Origin of the sequence: Phyllobacterium sp. (assembly GCF_037994405.1) — a bacterium.
In the GTDB taxonomy this organism is placed as follows: Bacteria; Pseudomonadota; Alphaproteobacteria; order Rhizobiales; family Rhizobiaceae; genus Phyllobacterium.
This window is the reverse complement of record NZ_JBBNAN010000088.1, coordinates 1-19,626: the sequence shown is the minus strand read 5'-3', so window position 1 is coordinate 19,626 and position 19,626 is coordinate 1. Positions and strand designations below refer to the sequence as shown.

15 protein-coding genes and 1 pseudogene are annotated in these 19,626 nt (G+C 54.5%); 10 read left to right on the top strand and 6 right to left on the bottom strand.

Going from position 1 to position 19,626, the window contains the following annotated elements; translation table 11 throughout:
* Nucleotides 1-90: 90 nt before the first annotated feature.
* A pseudogene (locus AAAC48_RS05490) lies at nt 91-803 on the bottom strand (IS5 family transposase).
* Between the two features lie 1,035 nt (nt 804-1,838).
* Here AAAC48_RS05490 and AAAC48_RS05485 point away from each other — a divergent pair.
* Both AAAC48_RS05485 and AAAC48_RS05480 read left to right on the top strand, forming a co-directional pair.
* Nucleotides 1,839-2,549 carry a response regulator transcription factor gene (locus AAAC48_RS05485; RefSeq protein WP_340653209.1) on the top strand — a complete coding sequence of 237 codons (711 nt, stop codon included), beginning with the start codon at nt 1,839-1,841 and terminating at the stop codon, nt 2,547-2,549.
* Between the two features lie 276 nt (nt 2,550-2,825).
* On the top strand, nt 2,826-4,088 hold the full coding sequence (locus AAAC48_RS05480) for an aminotransferase class I/II-fold pyridoxal phosphate-dependent enzyme (RefSeq protein ID WP_340653208.1): 1,263 nt from the start codon (nt 2,826-2,828) through the stop codon (nt 4,086-4,088).
* 554 nt (nt 4,089-4,642) lie between these two features.
* Here the strand turns inward: AAAC48_RS05480 and AAAC48_RS05475 are convergent.
* Genes AAAC48_RS05475 through AAAC48_RS05455 form a run of 5 tightly spaced genes read right to left on the bottom strand, consistent with a single transcriptional unit; the run spans nt 4,643 to nt 10,203 of the window.
* Nucleotides 4,643-6,232 (bottom strand): M81 family metallopeptidase, encoded by a 1,590-nt coding sequence (locus tag AAAC48_RS05475; protein ID WP_340653207.1) that lies wholly within the window; start codon nt 6,230-6,232, stop codon nt 4,643-4,645.
* Between the two features lie 32 nt (nt 6,233-6,264).
* Nucleotides 6,265-7,344 carry an ABC transporter substrate-binding protein gene (locus AAAC48_RS05470; protein WP_340653206.1) on the bottom strand — a complete coding sequence of 360 codons (1,080 nt, stop codon included), beginning with the start codon at nt 7,342-7,344 and terminating at the stop codon, nt 6,265-6,267.
* Nucleotides 7,345-7,393: 49 nt separating this feature from the next.
* Nucleotides 7,394-8,200: an ABC transporter permease gene (locus AAAC48_RS05465; RefSeq protein ID WP_340653210.1), complete on the bottom strand. Its 807-nt coding sequence runs from the start codon at nt 8,198-8,200 to the stop codon at nt 7,394-7,396.
* Nucleotides 8,201-8,243: 43 nt separating this feature from the next.
* Nucleotides 8,244-9,095, bottom strand: coding sequence for an ABC transporter permease (locus AAAC48_RS05460; RefSeq protein WP_340653205.1), 852 nt, complete (start codon nt 9,093-9,095; stop codon nt 8,244-8,246).
* A 1-nt stretch (nt 9,096) separates the two neighbouring features.
* Nucleotides 9,097-10,203, bottom strand: a complete 1,107-nt coding sequence (locus tag AAAC48_RS05455; protein WP_340653204.1) for an ABC transporter ATP-binding protein — start codon at nt 10,201-10,203, stop codon at nt 9,097-9,099.
* 274 nt (nt 10,204-10,477) lie between these two features.
* Between AAAC48_RS05455 and AAAC48_RS05450 the strand changes: the two genes are divergently transcribed.
* From AAAC48_RS05450 to repC, 8 genes are all read left to right on the top strand, one after another.
* Nucleotides 10,478-11,167: a GntR family transcriptional regulator gene (locus AAAC48_RS05450; protein WP_340653203.1), complete on the top strand. Its 690-nt coding sequence runs from the start codon at nt 10,478-10,480 to the stop codon at nt 11,165-11,167.
* A 103-nt stretch (nt 11,168-11,270) separates the two neighbouring features.
* Entirely contained in the window at nt 11,271-12,617 is a 1,347-nt protein-coding gene (locus tag AAAC48_RS05445) for an aspartate aminotransferase family protein (protein ID WP_340653202.1), read from the top strand.
* Nucleotides 12,617-14,332 carry an acetolactate synthase catalytic subunit gene (locus AAAC48_RS05440; protein WP_340653201.1) on the top strand — a complete coding sequence of 572 codons (1,716 nt, stop codon included), beginning with the start codon at nt 12,617-12,619 and terminating at the stop codon, nt 14,330-14,332. Before AAAC48_RS05445 ends, AAAC48_RS05440 begins: the two co-directional genes overlap by 1 nt.
* Nucleotides 14,329-15,105, top strand: a complete 777-nt coding sequence (locus AAAC48_RS05435; protein ID WP_340653200.1) for an SDR family oxidoreductase — start codon at nt 14,329-14,331, stop codon at nt 15,103-15,105. Before AAAC48_RS05440 ends, AAAC48_RS05435 begins: the two co-directional genes overlap by 4 nt.
* On the top strand, nt 15,059-15,982 hold the full coding sequence (locus AAAC48_RS05430) for a response regulator transcription factor (RefSeq protein WP_340653199.1): 924 nt from the start codon (nt 15,059-15,061) through the stop codon (nt 15,980-15,982). Before AAAC48_RS05435 ends, AAAC48_RS05430 begins: the two co-directional genes overlap by 47 nt.
* 278 nt (nt 15,983-16,260) lie before the next feature.
* Nucleotides 16,261-17,484, top strand: coding sequence for a plasmid partitioning protein RepA (repA, locus tag AAAC48_RS05425; RefSeq protein ID WP_340653198.1), 1,224 nt, complete (start codon nt 16,261-16,263; stop codon nt 17,482-17,484).
* A complete protein-coding gene (repB, locus tag AAAC48_RS05420; RefSeq protein ID WP_340653197.1) occupies nt 17,481-18,488 on the top strand; it encodes a plasmid partitioning protein RepB in 1,008 nt (335 codons plus the stop codon). Before repA ends, repB begins: the two co-directional genes overlap by 4 nt.
* 157 nt (nt 18,489-18,645) lie before the next feature.
* A partial coding sequence (gene repC, locus AAAC48_RS05415; protein ID WP_340653196.1) for a plasmid replication protein RepC occupies nt 18,646-19,626 on the top strand: 981 nt, incomplete at its 3' end.

The window sequence follows — 19,626 nt, the reverse complement described above, 5'->3', positions numbered from 1 at the left end:
GCTCATTGCTGCCCTTGAAGAAGAACCGCTGACTACCGCCCTTGAAGGAGAGCATAAAGTTTTGTGGGGCGGTCTAGGGCCTGTTGAGATTCATCGGGAGTTTATGACTGCGGCGCAAGCGTAGATCATTGCGGAGAAGTTTCTATCCGTTTTGTCGCTTCGCATGGCGATGGCCTTGAACTCTTTGAGCTTGCAGAAGAAGTTCTCGATCAGGTGTCGCCATTTATAGACCTCTCGGTCGATCTCGATGGGGTGTTTGCGTTGCGGGCGCTGTGAGATGACGATCTGCGCCCCGCGTTCATTCATTTCCTCGATGATCCAGTTGGCGTCGAAAGCCTTGTCGGCGAGGATCGCATCGAAATCGATGCCTTCGATCAGGGGAGCCACGCCAATCGTATCGTAACGCTGGCCGGGCAGGAGGTGAAAACGCACAAGGTTTCCAAGGGCATCGGTCAAGGCGAGGATCTTGGTTGTCCATCCGCCTTTCGATTTTCCGATTGCCTGATTTTGAGTCCCCCTTTTGCGCCGTGTCCGTGGCGGTGGACTGGAACAATCGTCGCGTCGATCATGGCATACTCCATGTCCGGATCATCCGAGACCGCATCGAATAGTTTCTCGAACACGCCCTTCCTCGACCAGTCGTCGAAGCGTTTGAAGACCGTATTCCAGTTGCCGAAGCCTTCCGGCAAATCCCGCCAGGGGCTGTTGGTGCGTGCTTTCCAAAGAACCGCCTCAAGAAAGAGGCGGTTATCGCCGCCACTGCGGCCGGGATCGCTGGCCTTGCCAAGGCAATGGGGAGCCATCTTCTCCCACTGGGCGTCCGTCAAGACAGTCCGAATCATCTTCAAGCTCCTCAAAAGGAGCTTGAATCACAAAGCCGAAACAGCCGAAACCCTGAATCTCAACAGACCCTAGAGTCCAGAGCTTGTTGCGCCTGTCTGTCAAGCCCGCGGATAGAGCTGCGGAAATAGATGTTTCAAACCGCAGGGAGGCGTTGCCTTATTGGGCGTACCGGACACAAAACGCCATGAACGAGGTCGGCGGGTCTCCACCGATCGGTGCGTTCGGGGATGCTGGCCGATCTATTAGCCGATGCTCAGGCCAATCGTTTCCAACCTCGTCTTGAAGGGTCTAAGACAGGTGAGCCAAGGCTTGAGTAGGCTGATTACTATTGATGTCCGCGTCAGAAAAGCACGCTTTGCGGACCGACCCACTACGCTTGCAGGGTTCATTCAATCTCCGGTTTTGATCTCCTGTTAAGAAGAAGTTTGAACACCCTGAGCCAAAAGTGAAAATCGTCTTCTCGACCTTCGTGTTGGGCAGAAAACGCGCACCATGCTGCGGCCAAGGGTGCTTTTGAGCCATAAAGTGAGATCGCAGCGTTTGTCGCTGCGTATGGAGCAAGACTGTTCAGTTCTTCGTCGACTACCAGACTAGAGAAACCATTTTTTCCATTCCTACGATTAAGCATACCGAAGCTCCTGCGAGGCTGTCCGGCGCAGGGCGGAATTGTTGGCCGGACGTTGAAACTCACAAGTGAGCCACGATTGGGGGTAAAAACGCTCCAATTGATCTCGTGTCGTCCCTGGCAAAGGTCTAGGAATGCACAAATCTCTCAGGCTCTCCCAGCTTCTTCCGAATTTATTATGTTGCATCATTGCGTTTTGGTCAACAATGATATGATGAGGATCAGGGAAAGTTACCCTTATTTATTATCGACTTATAGATTGATTTGCTCGCCATACAATTCCTGGTTTATCTCAATGTTCAGTTTTGTTGCAACATACAATTGCTTCGCATATCATCTGACCCAGACATCCTGCTTGAGAGGAATATCAATGAAGCCGCTCGTTCTCATATGCTCGCAGGAGGCAGGTTCATATCTGATCCTTAGCCACATCCTTAAGGTTGATGGATTTGATGTTGCCCTCGTGGGAGATGCTGACGAAGCAATTGAGAGCGTCTCAAGCACTCCCGTGCGTGCAATCATACTTGACTGCAGGCCGGATTTTCATGCGGCGCCGTTGATCTGCGCACGCCTCAAGAGCGAAGATATTACCAAAGTCGTACCGGTTGTCGCCACCGTCACCACAGGTTGTGACCAGCAGAACCTTGATCTTTTGAAGGCTGGCGTCGACCAGAGTTTTGTCTGCCCGTATGCACCCGATAGCCTTCTTGCTTATCTAAACGTGTTGGTGGGACCGAAAATCGAACTCTCCCCAGGCAATAAAATCACCGATGACACACTATCTGTCGGCAAACTCAGACTGTTTACAAAAGCATATCGCGCGGAATTTGACGGCGTCGACATTCCACTTCGATTAATACAGTTCAGACTGCTATGCGTAATGGTCCTGGAGCCGGGGCGCGTATTCAGTCGAGACGAGCTCATCGCTACGGTTTGGCCAGATAATGTTCATGTCGAACCCAGAACCGTCGACGTTCATATCGGACGTCTGCGTCAGAAGCTGAAGGTTATTACTGGTCAGAATTTGATCCGAACCGTTCGCTCGGCCGGGTATGCGTTCGAAAAGCCGGAGGCAAGCTGACCTTTTAGGATATTTGTTTGAACTTGGCGTACGTCAATTTTCGCGAAGCGCTGAATATAAGCCATCATCCGTTCATATTTGAACCATGTGCGACACCCAAGTGAAATCAGGTTCCGTCTGTCGCGAATAATTCTTCAAGACTTCTCCTCGCCATCGTTGAGTCTCTTGCAACCCGGATCAATGGTTGCACGGCAGTCCGGACAATTGTCCGGCATAGCCAGACCACCATGCGGCCGAACCGTCGAAGGCCCGCCTAAACCAACAATGCGAGGAAACATGTCCGACTTTTCCGCTGTGACGAAAATACCTGCCGCAGGGGAACGGCGGCGCAATACTAAAGACCTTATTAAGCGAGCCTGGCCACATTTCAGAAGCGCACACCTGGAAGGGTTGATGGCTGTCTACGGCCGGCCGCTTTCGGGACGTGCTGTGGAACTTCATACTGCTGGCAATGGCCGACTGCAGATTGTCGATTTCGTCCGCTGTTCCTATCTTGGCCTTGATAATCACCCCGCAATAATCGCAGGCGCCATAAGTGCTATCGAGAGCTACGGTACACTGCATTGGTCCTGTGCACGGACCCGCCTTAATTTTACGCTGATCGGCGAACTGGAAGAGGCACTTTCCGACCTGTTCGCGGCAAGCGTCATCACCTATTCGAGTGTGCTTGCTGCAAATATGGGAGCTTTGCCCCTTCTGGCCTCGGGACATCTGACCAACGGAAAAAAGCCTTTAATGGTCTTCGACAGGCACGCGCATGCAACGCTTGCCTTTCACAAGGCAACTATCGGCGAAGAGACGGAAGTCATCACCATAGGTCACAACGATATGGAAGCCCTTGAAACCATCTGTCGTAGACAGAGCAGCGTCGTTTATGTCTGTGACGGCGTCTATTCAATGGGTGGTTGCGCACCGATGAGCGATCTCATCTCGCTGCAGGAACGCTATGGCCTATTTCTGTATGTTGACGATGCGCACGGTATATCAATATCCGGCAGAACGGGGCAGGGACATGTACGTGCACAAATCCCTGGCCCGCTCGGTGAACGCACCATTATCGCTGCATCGCTCGGCAAAGGCTTTGGCGCATCCGGTGGTATGATTATGCTTGGTACCGCGCGGCAAGTTGAAGTGTTTCGTAATTTCGCAGTAGCCCATGCCTTTTCAGCTTCGCCCAATGTCGCCGCAATCGGAGCTGCCTTGGCCTCAGCTGCATTGCATCGAACGCCGAAACTCGCTGCACGGCAAGATACGCTACAGTCCCGGATTGCGTTGTTTGACACACTCGTCGCCACCGAACAGTCCGGAACACCGTTGCCTATCCGCATTATCAATATCGGCGATGAACTGGAGACAATTGGTGCGGCGAGAGCGGTTCTGGACAAGGGATTTTATACATCTGCGGTTTTCTTCCCGACTGTTGCCAAAGGAAGGGCTGGGTTGCGGATCTGCCCGACAGCAGGCCATACCGCAGACGACATAAGTGCATTGTGCGATGTGCTTCACAAAACGCTGCCCGAGCGTATTTGCCTGCTGTAATCCATGCACGTAAATGTTCAGGCCCAAATCATTCCAAAACGGCCTTCCTATAGAAGTGCAGGCAAACCGCTTGCTAGGCTAAGCCGGCCGTATTTGTACCCCGTGGAGAATAGCCATGCTTTTGGAGACCGAGCGGCTGGTGCTGCGTCCACTCAAGGACATTGATGCAAGTGAACTTTACAGGCTCCATACCGATCCGCTTGTCGTTCGTCTTACAACCTGTGGATTGGCAATGACCCGCGCACAATCAGATGAAAGACTGTTGCTTTATTTGCGTGAGTGGCGGGAGTTTGGGTTTGGATTTTTTATGGTGTACGAGAAGCAAGACAATGGCTCCCTATGCTTTTGTGGCCGCTGCGGACTGCGCGATTTCAATGGCAATAGTCCGGAACTCGGCTATTGCTTCTTCGAATTGTCATCGGGTCGTGGTCTGGCGACAGAAGCAGCCCGCAAGGTTATTTGCGATGCCGCGGCACGCCTTGGACTTGAAAAACTCGTCGCGCTTGTGCGTCCCGCCAACCTTGCCTCGCAACGCGTGATGGACAAGCTTGGTTTCACCTATCTGCATATAATGAATCATCGCAATGCGGCGTACCGATATTATGAGCGCGACCTTGCGCCTTTGACGGTGATGCAAAATTCGTTCCCGCTTTTCCAAAGACGCGCATTTTGATTGGAGGTTCTCCCAACTCATGCTCGGGCCAGAAACGCGCTTTGCTGTATGCGAGCATACCCTTACTGTAATAACCCACCCCCGGGCTGCGGACCAAGAGCGGTACGGTGCCCGCGCCAAAATTCAGTTTAAAATGGTAGCCCGATTTGACGACGAAAAAATCACGTGAAGCAAGGTCAATCCCCTGACTGGTGAAAACGGCCGGATCGTGACTGAATGCTGCTTTTGTCGTGACCACCAGTGCGATGCGATCCTCAATCTCAATGACGGCGGTCGGCCCCATGCTAGCTGGTTCGCCGCCTTGAAACGGCCCTGAAAGGACAAAATCACCGTCGCTCAGATGGACGACCTTGCCGGTAATCGTGAGCGGCTGGAAACCTGGCGTTATCCGTCCACCGACAGCAAGTTCAATGGAATTGCCCTTGCCGGCCAGCCAGGCGGTCTTGACACTTTCTGGGTCGGTAATCGGGATGGCGCCACGTAATTGATCGCTTCGCTTGAGAGCTGTGGCCAAAATTGCCGTACTGTCACCCGGTGCGCCGGCCAATACGCGATCTCCCATATCGGCAAGGATGAAGGGACGCGCTGCTGGTACCTGTGCGACTTTCGTCAACGCTTCTTCAATGGTGAGGAGATCGTCCTTGAAACGGGCTCGCTCCCGCCAAAAGGCGCATGCAAGAGGCAGTGCGACCTCGCCGCTCGTGCTGTTACCGTTTGCGAGCACCACAACTGCCTGGCCGATATCCACATCGTCTACATAGCGAAAGACATTAAATAGCGAAATATCCCAGACGGCACCATCAGCTTCAGCCATTTGTCGCGCCGCTTCGTGAATGTCGAAAAGTGGTCCTTGTGCCGTCTCGGCGGCACCCGGAAGGATCATCGGAACTTTGGCCATTGTGGTTACTGGGCGCAGTTGCCCGTTAAGGATTGCATATAGGCACTCCGCCACCTTATAGCCGCACTCAATGACGTCAGAGTGAGGATTCTCTTTGCACGCTATGCAGACCTCGACGGCCTCGAGCATTGCATCTGACACATGGGCATGCAGATCAAGACCGATTCCGATAGGCACGTCATCCCCCGCCACCGCACGAATACTCTGTAATAAGTCCCCTTCTGCATCATTGTGTTGGGTGGTGCCCATCGCGCCATGCAACTCCAGCGCGATCGCATCCGGCCTGTAGAGTGCCACATCCGCCAAAAGCCTCGATTTGACAGCTTCATAGAATGCCTGCTCCACCAGTCCGCTTGGCGGTGCAGTTACCGAAAGGCTCGGTATAATCTGACAGCCCATATCTTGCAGTCGAGCGATTATGCCACCTAAGGTTGAACCGGACGACGCGGCCGTGCGTAGCAGAACGTCGCCCTCGCACACTTGGAAATCTGTGGCCTGCGTTGTCCGGGGGTTGAAGCCGTTCGACTCGTGCCAGATCCTGGCGACCAGCACGCGTGGTGGAGTTTTTCTCATGTTTCTTGCTCCCATATTGTCGTTGCAGCTAGTCATTGAATCCAGGCATTCCAACGCTCAAGCATGAGAGCTGCATTGTCATTGATCCACTTAGCGTCTGGAACGATTGCGTAGTCTTTGATGTCCTGTGCGCTTGGCATGGCCGACCGCACTTCTTTCGACATGAGCCCGAGCGCTGCGCTGCTTGGCGGCGTACAGGAGAGTTCCTCACATACTTTCGCCTGCACGTCGGGAGAGTTGAGCCAGAAGGCCAAAAGCTTCAGTGCGTGTTCTCTGTTGACGGCATTCTTGATGAGCGCGACGCGATCACCGACAAGAAATGAAGCCTTGTAGGACCATGCGACCGGTTGTCCCTCGCTTTGCAGGGCCTTGGCACGCGTCAACCAGATTTGCCCGATATCGTAGTCACCATTGCGGAAACCCTGAACGCTCTGATCGCCGCTCTTCCACCACAGTGAGACTGCGGGCCGAATTTCATCAAGCTTTGCCAGAGCGCGATCGATGTCGAGTGGGAACAGATCATTGCGCGCAACCCCATCGGCAAGAAGAGCCGCTGCGAGAACCCGCCACGGGTCATCAAAATTGGGAAAGGTCCGGCCACCGGGATAATTTTGAGTATCCCACATGTCGGACCACGTTGCCGGTGGCTTGTCAAAAACATTGGTCCTATAGGCAAGGAGTGTTGCCGTTGACAACAATCGGACGCCCGCGGCCGAGCAAGCGTCATCGGCAAGGTCCGGCCGGCCGGCAAACTGCCGGCAGAATTCACTCAAATCCTCAGCATAGTCGCGATGTTCCGGAGCGCTCGCCTGGATGTCACCTTGCAAATAGAGGTCCCAGCTTACATTGCCGGTCTTCACCATAGCTGCCGCCTTGGCGCGCATTTGTGCATTGGTGCCCGCAACGGTGATAACCTTTATGCCGGTCTGGCTTGTAAAAGGATCGAACCAGGCTTCGCGTAATGCACGTTCGTAGGCGCCGCCTGTCGTCGCAATAACAAGGTGATCGTCGTCCGCGGCAGTGCTTTTCTCTGGGACAATTGTCGTGATGCAGATGCTAAAGGCTATGAAGTGCCCGATATGGCGAAAATACCGTTTCAGCTTTCGTGTCATTGGCAAGTCTCCTCAGATTGGCAGGACGGGGGATCGACCGTGCCGTCCTCTAAAGCTCACGCCTGCATTTGACGTGTTGGATCGTCGCCATCAGTAACAGCGAGATTGCGACGAGGATCGTTGAGACGGCCGCAATGACCGGCGTTAGATTGAAATCGATATCCTCGAACATTTTTCGGCTGATCGATTTGCCGCCGGTATCGGAAATGAAGAAGGCGACTGTCGCTTCGTCGAACGATGCTAGAAAGGCAAAGACCGCACCGATTGCCACGCCAGGTGCAATATTGGGAAGAACGACGTAAACGAAGCACCGCGTTCGGCTCGCACCACAATTGAGGGCGGCCAGTTCGAGGGTGAAATCAAAACGCTGGAGTGCAGCCATCACAGTCAAAAGGACATAGGGGACCGCGAGCACTGTATGAGCGATCAAAAATCCGAAGAAATTCCCCGTCAGCTGCAACGGCGCGAAGACCAGATAGAGCGCTACGCCGAAGACGATGTGCGGGACGATCATCGGCGCAAGGCTTAGGGCGTGCAGCAGGTTCTTGCCCGGAAAGTTGCCGCGCACAAGTCCGATCGCCGCCAGGGTTCCGATGACTGTCGCTGACAGGGACGTCGCGACGGCAATCCTGAGGCTGAAAAATGTTGCGGCCATCCAGTCCGGATCGTTGAAATATTGCAGGTACCAGCGCAAGGTCAGACCCTGTGGCGGAAAGTCGATATAGGCGGCTGTGTTCAGCGAAATCGGAACGATGACAAGCGTGGGAAGGACGAGGAAGAAGAGAATAGCGCTAAGCACGAATCCTGCCACAACAGTCGCCAACGCTGAACGATACGGGCGGGCAAGTCGTGGCATTGAAGAGCGATCGACGAGTGGCTTCTGATTGATCGCATTCGGTTCAGCCGACATTGTCGAACCCCCTGTTGAACGAGAGCGTCTTGCGAAACACGAGGATCAGAACGAGCGTAACTGCCAGGAGTACCGTTGCCAGGGCGGCTGCAAATGGCCAGTCGAGCAGGACAGTCGCCTGTTGGCCTATTACTGTTGCCATCATCAGCGTTCCAGGACCGCCGACGAGCGCTGGAGTAATGTAAAAGCCGATAGCAAGAATGAAACACATGGTGCAGCCGGCAAAAACCCCCGGCAAACTCAAAGGCAATATTATACGCAGGAATGTACTGAAACGGTCGGCACCAAGATTTCGCGCCGCGCGGACATATTCGGCAGGGATTGCGCGCAGTGCTGCGAAGATCGGCAGGATCATGAACGGCATGAGAACATGTGTCATGGCCAGCATTACTGCGCCTTCCGTGTGGATAAGCTTCAATGGTGCAGGCGTAATGTCCAGCTCGCCAAAAATACGATTAACCACGCCATTTCTCTGCAGAAGTACGATCCAAGCGTAGGAGCGGACGAGAACAGGGGACCAGAGGGCTATGAAAACTGCTGCCGCCGCAATTGTATTGATCCGGCTCTTAGGCAACGTCATGGCGTAGGCAACCGGGAAACCCGCTAGCAAGCTTGCTGCCGTCACCACCAAGCCAATTTTGACGGTCCGCACTATCACATCAAGGTAAAGTGGCTGTTCGAAAATCCGGCGGTAGGATGAGAAATCAAGGTCAGGATTGAAAAGGCTTAGCTTGATAAGCAAGCCGATCGGATAGAGGAAACCGGCCAGCAGGAGGAGCAGAAGGGGGAAGATGAGTGTCAGAGACAATGCTGGCGAGTAATGGCGAGCAGAAACGCCCATGTCATTGACCTCCCTGGCCGGGAAAAATATGGATGGCAGCCGTCTGCGCACGAATGCCCACTTCATCGCCCGCGTCGGCAACCGGCATCTCACCGGTTGCGGCAATCTTTATCTGCACAAGCGGATTGCCTCGCGACTTGATACGCACGAGGAAAAGCTGAAAAGAGCCGACGAATATCCGTGCTTCGACGCGTCCTGGAATTGCCCCGTTCGATCCGGCTTGAACCAGTGACATTCGCTCTGGTCTGATCGCAAGACGCACCGCCATTCCGGCCTTGATCTTTGCCTGGTCGATTGGACCGGGAAGAGGCGTCTTGAGCGTCAGGCCTTCTGCAAGCAGCACCACACCTTCGCCGCCTTCGCTACCGAGATAATCGCAATCGATAAAGTTCATCCTTCCGATGAAATCGGCAACGAAGGGCGAGACGGGGCTTTGATAGATATCAGTAGGTCGGCCGATCTGGACCAGATTGCCGTTTGCCATCACCGCTATACGGTCTGACATCGTCAAAGCCTCATCCTGATCATGAGTCACATAAATAACCGTAGCTCCTAGCTTGCTTTGAAGGCGTTTGATCTCAAACTGCATTGCCTCGCGCAGGTTCTTGTCGAGGGCGCCAAGTGGCTCGTCCATCAACAGGACCGGAGGCTCGAAAACCAGGGCTCGTGCGACCGCAACACGCTGCTGCTGGCCTCCTGACAACTGATCGGGATAACGGTCCTCATAGGCGCCAAGCTGCACAAGTTCGAGCGCGCCTTTCACCCGGTCCCTCGTCGGGGCACGCCCGATACCGCGCATGCGCAGAGGGAACGCCACATTCTGCCCAACTGTCATATGGGGAAACAGAGCATATCTTTGGAAAACCAAACCAATGTTTCGGCGGTTCGGCGCCTGCGGGGTAATATCACGCCCACCGATGGCAATTTGGCCGGCACACGGGCTTTCAAAACCGGCGATCATGGTCAACAGCGTGGTCTTGCCAGACCCGGATGGCCCTAGGATTGAAACGAATTCGCCAGCGTCGATGTCGATGGAAACATCGTTCACCGCCAGGTTTTCCTTGTAGCGTTTCCTAATGCCCTTGAGGGTAAGTGCCTGACCAATCAATTTTGTCTCCTCTCTTGGCGATGAGCCCAGGGGTTCCCCGGGCAGTAGGTTTGTCGTTTCTGACGCGCGCGGTCGGGCGTTTCCAACTGTGCGTGAGCAGGCCGGAGGCACGGCTCAATTGAACGCGCGCACTTTTTTTAATTTCCCCGCCGAACTAGGGGACGGCAGGTGCCGGAAGTGTTATAAGTGATGTCACAGAAAGTTTGCATCAGCTTCATAGTTCATTTTGATGCAACAAAAATTTCGCAATGTCAACGTGAGAGGAGGTGGTTAAATGCCAGCTGTGGAAAGAGACGCGCATGACGCTGGAAAGCAGTCTGCACGGTTGGGCGATATTGCCTATGAAAAAATGAAGGAGCGCTTGATCCGGGGGACCTTCGGTCCGGGAGACAAGCTGACCGTACGAGCACTGGCCGAAACGCTTGGCGTAAGCTCAACGCCGGCAAGGGATGCCATCAACAGGCTCACATATGAAGGGGCGCTTGTCTATGCTGGGCCCAAGACCGTTATCGTACCGTTCATAAGCCCGCAAGACCTTGAAGAAATTACATTAATGCGTCTGGCGCTGGAGGGACTTGCAGCTGATAGGGCGGCCGCTAACGCCACTTCGGAGGTTGTGTTGGAGCTCGAAAAGCTGCAATCACAGATCAATGATGCGCTTGATAGTGCGCGGTTCACGGATGCATTGTGGTGGAACAAGGAGTTCCATTTTTCCATCTATCGCCTCTCGGGGATGCCTCATCTTCTGACCATGATCGAAACGCTTTGGTTGAGGATCGGTGCTTCCTTCAATGACCTATATCCGGAATTTGCTGAAAAGAAATATGGGGTCCACAATCACCTGGCTGCAATCGAAGGATTGGCTGAACGCGACGGGGCGAGTGTGCGCGCGGCAATTGAAAGCGATATCCGCGATGGACATCGCCGTCTAAAAAAAGCAAATCGCGAGCGGTCAGCAAAGTAAATGCCATCCCAAGGCGCTTTTTTGTTGCGTCAATTTCACATTTGTGTTTTTTGTTGCAACAAAATGATGACGGGGGTGTTATATTCCCCTATAGCCTTTGGTTATGGAACACATGGCAAAGACCTTGCACCAGGTGGCTTCGGCAAGATCCGCATTGCTATTTGAACGTGGCAAGCGTGTATTTCCCGACGGGACAACGCGCGTGACGGTGGAACGCGATCCCAACCCTCTTTATATTGCGCGCGGCGAAGGGGCCTATCTCGTCGACGTTGACGGCAATCGGCTGCTTGATCTCAACAATAATTTTACGACCCTTATTCATGGCCACGGCTTTCAGCCTGTTGTGCGGGCCGTGGGTACGTTGCTGAAAAGCGGGACGTGTTTTGCAAACCCGACGGAACATGAAATTGCTCTTGCCGAACTGTTGACGCAGCGAATTCCGACGATCGAAAGCATTCGCTTCGTCAATAGCGGGTCAGAGGCAGTCATGTTTGCTATCAAGGCCGCGCGGGCCTTCACTGGAAAACCGGCTATCGCCCGAATCGAGGGAGCTTTTCACGGCGCTTATGATTGGGCCGAAACAGGACAAAGCGGAACGCCCGATACATGGGGCGCACCGGACAATCCACGACCGGTCGCCCTTTACAAGGGTGTGCCTGAATCAGTAGCCAATGACGTTATCGTGCTGCGTTTCAACGATATCGAAGCCGCAGAACGACGGATAACGGCGGCGGCCGAGAAATTGTCGTGCATCATCATTGACCCGATGCCAAGCCGGGCAGGGCTGATCGCGGCTCGGACAGGTTTTTTCGACGCTCTCGCTACGCTCGCGAAAAGGCATGGAATTCTTATCCTCGCCGACGAAGTGCTCAACCTGCGCCAAGGATATCGAGGGGCAAGTGCTCGGTACGGCATTGTTCCCGATCTTATGGCAATGGGAAAGATAATCGGCGGGGGATTCCCCATTGGCGCTATAGGTGGCCGGGCCGAGGTCATGCAGGTATTCAGCATTGCAAACGGCAAACCGGCATTGCCGCAGGGTGGAACTTTTTCCGCCAACCCGGTCTCGATGGTTGCCGGGCGTGTCGCGATGGAGGCTATGAGCGAAGGAGCCTTCGCGCGCCTCGAAATTATGGGCGTGCGACTCCGAAGTGAACTGGATGCCGTCATCGGCCGTTTTGATGCGCCATTCTCTGTGACAGGGGCCGCATCACTGTTTCGTATCCACCCGAAAGGCAGACCGCCACAAGATTTTCGGGACGCCTATGCCGATCGGGCCGAAACCGCCGTGATGGATCGGATGTGCCGGCACTTTCTTGAAAGCGGCATCGTCCTGCCTAAAGGAGCTGCTGCATGTCTTTCAACAGCCATGGTGGACGAAGACATCAATAAGATTATCGCTGCGTTTGCGAGTTTTCTGGACACCACCAAAGGGGATGGGAAAACCTAATGAATAGTCACAGTTTATCCGACACTGTCGCCGGCCGAATTGCCCGGGCACTGCGCCGGCATGGGGTAGAAGTTATATTTGCGCAAAGCCTTCCATCGGCCGTTATCCTAGCCGCCGAAGCAATCGGCATTCGCCAGATTGCCTATCGCCAGGAAAATATGGGCGGCGCGATGGCTGATGGATATGCTCGGCGTTCCGGTAAGATTGGTGTTGTCGCAGCCCAGAATGGACCGGCCGCGACCCTTCTGGTGCCGCCTCTGGCTGAAGCGCTCAAGGCCAGCATTCCAATTGTCGCCCTCGTTCAGGATGTTGAACGCAACCAGACGGACCGCAATGCGTTTCAGGAGCTCGATCAACTTGCTCTGTTCCAGTCCTGCACCAAATGGGTTCGAAAAATTGGTGTGGCTGAGCGCATTGAAGACTATATCGACGCAGCATTTACTGTAGCAGGATCCGGGCGCCCTGGTCCTGTAGCTCTTATTCTTCCCGTAGACTTGCTTCGCGAAGTGGCGCCGGCGCCCATCGCTGTTCGCGAGGCAACTCTTGGTCACTGGCCACTTGATCGCTCGCGTCCGGCAGACAAAGAGATCGCCAAGGCTGCCTTACTGCTGGCAAAGGCACGCAGCCCGATCATCATTGCAGGAGGCGGAATTCACGGCAGCGGAGCCGCGCGGGAATTGGCAATGCTTCAGGAAGATGCCTCTCTTGCGGTCTTTACAACCAACATGGGCAAGGGAGCGGTCAATGAATTTCACCCATTATCGGCAGGCGTTCTTGGGTCGCTCGTTGGTCCCCGCTCGCTCGGCCACCACTCCGTTTCGCTCGTTCAGGAAGCAGACGTTGTGCTGCTTGTGGGCACCAGAACCAACCAGAATGGTACCGATAGTTGGCGACAGATTTCTGGTAACGCCAAAATCATTCATATTGACGTTGACCCCGTTGAGATCGGCCGGACCTATGAAGGCTTGCGCCTGGTAGGGGATGCCGCTGAAACGCTAAGGGCGTTGCGCGATGCTCTCGTTGATGGCGACCTTTCCGTGCGCGTGGCGACGCGCCAGCCTCTTGAAAATCGAATTACCGGTTTCTGGAGCCGCTTCGATGCCGACCGTCAGGACTTTGCGATGTCTGACGCGACACCGATCCGGCCTGAAAGAATCATGGCTGAATTGCAGGTCGCCATGACTCCCGAGACGACAGTGGTTGCGGATGCCAGTTATTCTTCAATGTGGGTGGCCGGACAGTTGCGGGCCCTCTCATCAGGAATGCGCTTTTTGACACCGCGCGGTCTAGCTGGTCTTGGATGGGGGCTCCCGCTTGCATTGGGTGCCAAGGCGGCGCGTCCGGATAAGCCTGTCATCACCGTGGTCGGCGACGGCGGGTTTGCCCACAGCTGGGCGGAACTTGAGACGAGCAGGCGTATGAACCTTCCCGTAACTGTAGTCGTACTCAATAATGGCATCCTTGGATTTCAACGGGATGCGGAGACGGTTAAATTCGGTGCGTTCACTTCCGCCTGTCATCTCGGCGAGGTCGATCACGTAGCAATCGCAAAAGCTTGCGGATTCCACGCGTGTCGCATCAGTGATCCCGCACAGATTGCGCACCAGTTGCGGCGTGGACTTGTGGACAATGAGCCTCTGCTCATTGAAATAATGACCGATCCACGAGCGCATCCGCCTCTTTCGCTTTTCGCAGAAATGGACCGGCCCGAATGATGGAGATGAAACACGCGCGAATAGCGGTCGTGACGGGCGGCACCACCGGGATTGGCCTGGCTACTGCACGCCGTTTGTTGCGGTCGGGACACCATGTCGCCGTTTTCAGCCAACGAGCGGAGAATGTTGTGTCCGCACAACAAATGCTTGCCAGGGAATTTGAGCAAGGGCGCGTCCTTGCTCGCACCGTGGACATTGCTGCTCCTTCGGCAATCGAAGCATTTTTCTCCGAACTTGCGACCGTTTGGGGAACCCCTGATATCCTCGTTTGCAATGCCGGCGTATCGCCTAAAGGGCCAGATGGGGCTACTCATTTCTCTGACATAAGCCTGACTGAATGGAACGAGGTCTTGTCGGTGAATCTGACTGGTGCAATGCTTTGCTGTCAGGCAGCGGCACCGGGAATGATCGAAAAGCAATTTGGCCGGATTGTATTCATCGGGTCGGTTGCGGCGCGCGCAAGACCAAAGATTGCAGGTGCAAGTTACGTCGCTTCCAAGGCGGCACTCGGTGGGCTGGCCAGGTCCCTTATCACTGCTTACGCCCGGCATGGAATTACCGTCAATCTCGTTGCCCCTGGAAGAATTCTCACAAATATGACGGGAGATCATAGCAGTGCTGTCAATCAGCAGGCCTTGGGGAGCATTCCGGCGGGTCGGCTTGGCGACCCGGACGATGTCGCATCCGTGATCCAGTTTCTGGTTTCAAAAGATGCAGGATTCGTCAATGGAGCAATCATCGACGTCAATGGAGGAGAGTATCTTCCTGCATGATCTGCTTGCTCCACTTGAGCGTGGTCGTGGCGCCGCTCCTGGTTTTGCGGCTGAAATCGATGCACGGGGAATAAGGCAATATCCTGCACGTCATTGCGGTACACATCATTGGACCGCGCCTGTTGAGAAAACGTTGGAGGAGAAAATGAAACCTCTCATCCTTCTGGTTTCGGAAGACCCGGAACTGTGTCTTTTGTTGCAGCATATCCTAGAGGCTGAAGGATATGCAGTCTGTCGTGCGAGTGGATCGGATGAAGTCACGCACCTTGTCTCATTGCAAAGGCCCCATGCCATTCTTCTCGATTGCGCGCCGAATAGCGTCAATCCAATGAAAATATGCGAGAAAATTAGATTGGCTCCAGAAACAAGAACGATTCCAATAGGCGCGCTGATTGGCTCAAACAATGGCGATCAGCACATCAGCTTATTGAAAGCCGGTATTGACGAAGGCATGATACGACCGCTGGTCCCCGCCAGGATGCTAAGCTTTCTGCAAAGGGATTCTGCTCGCGTGCCGAAGATCAACGAATTGGGTTCCTTGATGCCAGGCAAATCACTAGGCCGGCATAATATTGAAATGGATATCGAAGCCTACCGTATTTACTGCAACGGACATCATCTGGATTTGCCGCCGATCGGATTTCGCATGCTGCAGCATCTTCTTCGACATCCGGGGCGGATCCATAGCCGCAATGAATTAATCGCAACGGCATGGCGCAAGCCGGCTAGCGTTAGTCCACGAACGGTTGACGTACATATTGGCCGCCTCAGAAGATGCCTGACGTCTCTCGTAGGAGTCGAGGTCATACGGACCGTTCGCGCCGCAGGCTACACACTCGACAGCTCTGTCAGATATTCTGGTTGGTCCGAGGCATGACGAACGGGCGCGGGTGGCACATCGCGATCGTGGGAATCAAGCACTGTGCGAACGCTATCCCGCAGTGTCCCTAATTGTTTTTGGTTTCGACATGGATTTCAGGGCGCAATAGGGTTTTTACCCGGCGAGAAACACCTTGCCATTGGAAATGGATCGGCGTCGAATACTCCCAGGCAACTGGGAACCTGTGGAAAGTCGTTAACTTTTAAAGACTTGACGACTCACACAGACTCAGGTGAATTTACGCTCCAATCTCAGAAATTGGATTTAGAGCGTTTATGTTGTCTCCAACTGAAAAAGACCAGAGTCACCGTACCGGCAAGAAGGTGCGCTCTTTGACGCGTCTTGTTGAGGCGGATGCCGATCTGTTGAGCGCCCAGTTGCAGGAGTTGCGGTCGCGCGCCTTTCCGCCCACAGCGGTAAAGGAGCTGCGCAAATTCACTTCCGGTGAGGCCGCCAAACTGATCGGCATTACTGACGCCTATATACGGCATTTGTCGCTGGCCGGTGAGGGTCCCGAAGCCGAAAAGACCTCGGGCGGTCGCAGGCTTTATTCGCTCGACCAGGTTCATGAAATCCGCAATTACCTGGCGAAAGCCAAAAAGAGCTATCTGCCCGTTCGTCACGGCAATGAACATATGCAGGTGATTGCCGTCACCAATTTCAAAGGAGGCTCAGGCAAGACGACAACTGCAGCCCATGTCGCACAATATTTCGCCATGCGGGGCTACCGCACCCTCGCGATTGATCTTGATCCACAGGCTTCGCTGTCGGCCCTATTCGGTATCCAGCCGGAATTTGATCTTGAGGAAAACGATACGATCTATGGCGCCATCCGCTATGACGATCAGCAACGTCCTCTCGCCGACATTATCCGCAAGACCTATTTTGCCGGGCTCGATATTATTCCGGGCAATCTCGAACTGCAGGAATTCGAGCACGACACGCCGCGCATACTCGCTGAAAAACGGCGCGGCTCGGAACGCCTGTTTTTTTCGCGTATTGCCAGCGCTCTGTACACTGTGGATGATCGTTATGACGTCGTCGTCCTCGATTGCCCGCCATCGCTGGGTTTCCTGACCCTGTCGGCCTTGTGCGCAGCGCGCAGTGTTCTTGTCACTATTCATCCGCAAATGCTCGATGTCGCATCCATGTCGCAGTTCCTGCACATGACTGCGGGATTGCTTGATGTCGTGGAACAGGCGGGCGGCGATGCGGATTATGATTTCTTTCGCTATGTTATCACCCGTTACGAGCCGAGTGACGGTCCGCAGGGACAAATCGTTGGACTAATGAAGAGCCTGTTCGGCGAACGTGTTCTGACCAATGCCCTCCTAAAGTCCACGGCCATTGCTGACGCCGGGTTGACCAAGCAGACGCTATATGAAGTTGGCCGCGAATATTTCACCCGCGCTACCTATGACCGGGCAATCGAGGCGCTCGATGCGGTCAATTTTGAGATTGAAGGTCTGGTGCGAGAAGCATGGGGCAGGTCATCATGAATAAACGCAGAGATGCCTTGAAAGCCATGATGACGCCGATCAATGAGGCGTCGCAGACCGAGCACAGGCTGGCGAAGCCCGCACAAAAATCGGGCTCGCTGAAAGCCATGGGATTGTCGTTGCAAAGTCTCTCCGACGACGCGGACGAAGCGCAAGCTTTGCGCGAGAAGCTCGAATCCGGCGAACACGTGATCGAAATCGAGCCGGAATTGATTGATGCCTCTTTCATTCGTGATCGTCTCGACGATGTCGATACGGTGGATTTCGAGGAACTCAAATCCAGCATCCAAGAGCATGGGCAACAGGTACCAATCCTGGTGCGTCCCAATCCGCGCGATGAGAGCCGCTATCAGGTTGCCTATGGCCACCGCCGCATGGCCGCACTGAAAGCCATTGGCCGGCCCGTCAAGGCCATCGTCCGGAAGCTTTCTGATGAGGATTTAATCGTCGCGCAGGGCAAAGAAAATCTCGAGCGCAAGGACCTGTCGTTCATCGAGCGGGCGCTTTTTGCCGCCAGGCTTGAAGCCCATGGCATCGAGCGGCACGCTTTGATGGCGGCGTTGTCTGTGCATAAGGGCAACCTGTCCACCATGATTGCCGTTGCCAATTCTTTGCCGGAGGATTTGATCGAGGCGGTTGGCCCTGCGCCCAAGGTTGGTCGCCCGCGCTGGGAGCAGCTGTCGCAGCGATTGCAGGAGACCGCGGGGCACTGGAAAGAGCGCGTGGATATTGAACGATTCTTCCAGTTGGACAGCGATGCGCGTTTTGCGCTGCTCCTGAAAAGCCTGACGCCGAAGCAGAAGTCAGGGTCGTATATCTATCCGCTCAAATCGAAAGAGGGCCAGTCCTTCGCCAAGATCGAGCAGAATGACGGCAAGACTCGGGTTATCATCGATGAAGCGATGACCCCGGAATTCGGACATTATCTGATCGAGCATCTGCCGGATATCTACGCGGCATTTGTCCGCCATGAGAAGAGTGAACCGCGTTTAAGGCAAATCTAACAGGAGAAAGATCACAAAAGAAAAGGCCCCCGAAACAGCGTCCCGGAAGCCCTCTCAAAGTCTAAGCAGCTAGAGAATCGCATTTCCGAGAATCACTGTCAAGCGTTAGCGTCGTTTCGGCGAGCAGATTTCTTTTGCCTGATTGAAGGTGAAAGTTATGAACAGGGAAATGACAACGACGCCCTTTGGGCGGCGGCCGATGTCGCATGCTATGCTGGAAACGCAGGCGTCAGCGCGCAACTGTACGGCAATCCAAGTCGCCGACAAATGGAAATTGTTCCGTACGATCACCGAAGCGCGGCCGGCACTTGGCGTTTCTGATCGCACGCTCGCAGTGCTGCATGCGTTGCTCAGCTTCCACAAGCAGGCGGAGCTCGACAGCGAGTGCAATCTCATCGTTTTTCCGTCCAACCGGGAACTGTCGATGCGTGCCCATGGCATGGCACCGGTCACATTGCGCCGGCATCTCGCCGCCTTAGTCGAGGCTGGGCTTATCATCCGGCGGGACAGCCCGAACGGCAAACGCTACGTGCGGCGCGACCAGGAAGGCGAGGTCAGCTCCGCGTTCGGCTTCGATCTGATGCCCCTGGTGGCGCGGGCCGGGGAGCTCGAAGAGCTTGCTGCTGCTATCCGCGCTGAGGATCTGGCGAAGAGACTGCTGCGTGAGCGTGTCAGTTTGCATCGCCGCGATATCGCCAAGATGATTATTTTCGCTGAAGAGCAAGATCTGCACGGCCCCTGGGACGCAATCAGCGAACGTTTTATGCCGCTGGCACGGCCGCTTCTGCGCGGATTTGATAAGACCGGTCTCGAAGAGCTGGCTGCGGCACTGGACGATTTGCGTCTGGATGTAGAGAAGCTTTTGGAAATCCACGCTAATTTCAAGAAATCGAACGCCAGTGACGTTCAAATCGAACGGCACATACAGAATCAAAACCCAGACTCACCACTTGATATTGAACCCGGCTTTAGAAAAGACCAGGGGGCAAATGCCGAGACAAACTGGAGCGGGGTTTCAGAAATTGAACTTGGCGAGGAAATCGCAACCAATGCGAATGGTCACCTTAAGGGCAAATTACCGCCGAAAGCGTTTCCGCTGGCGTTAATTCTCAAAGCTTGCCCGGATATCGTTGATTAC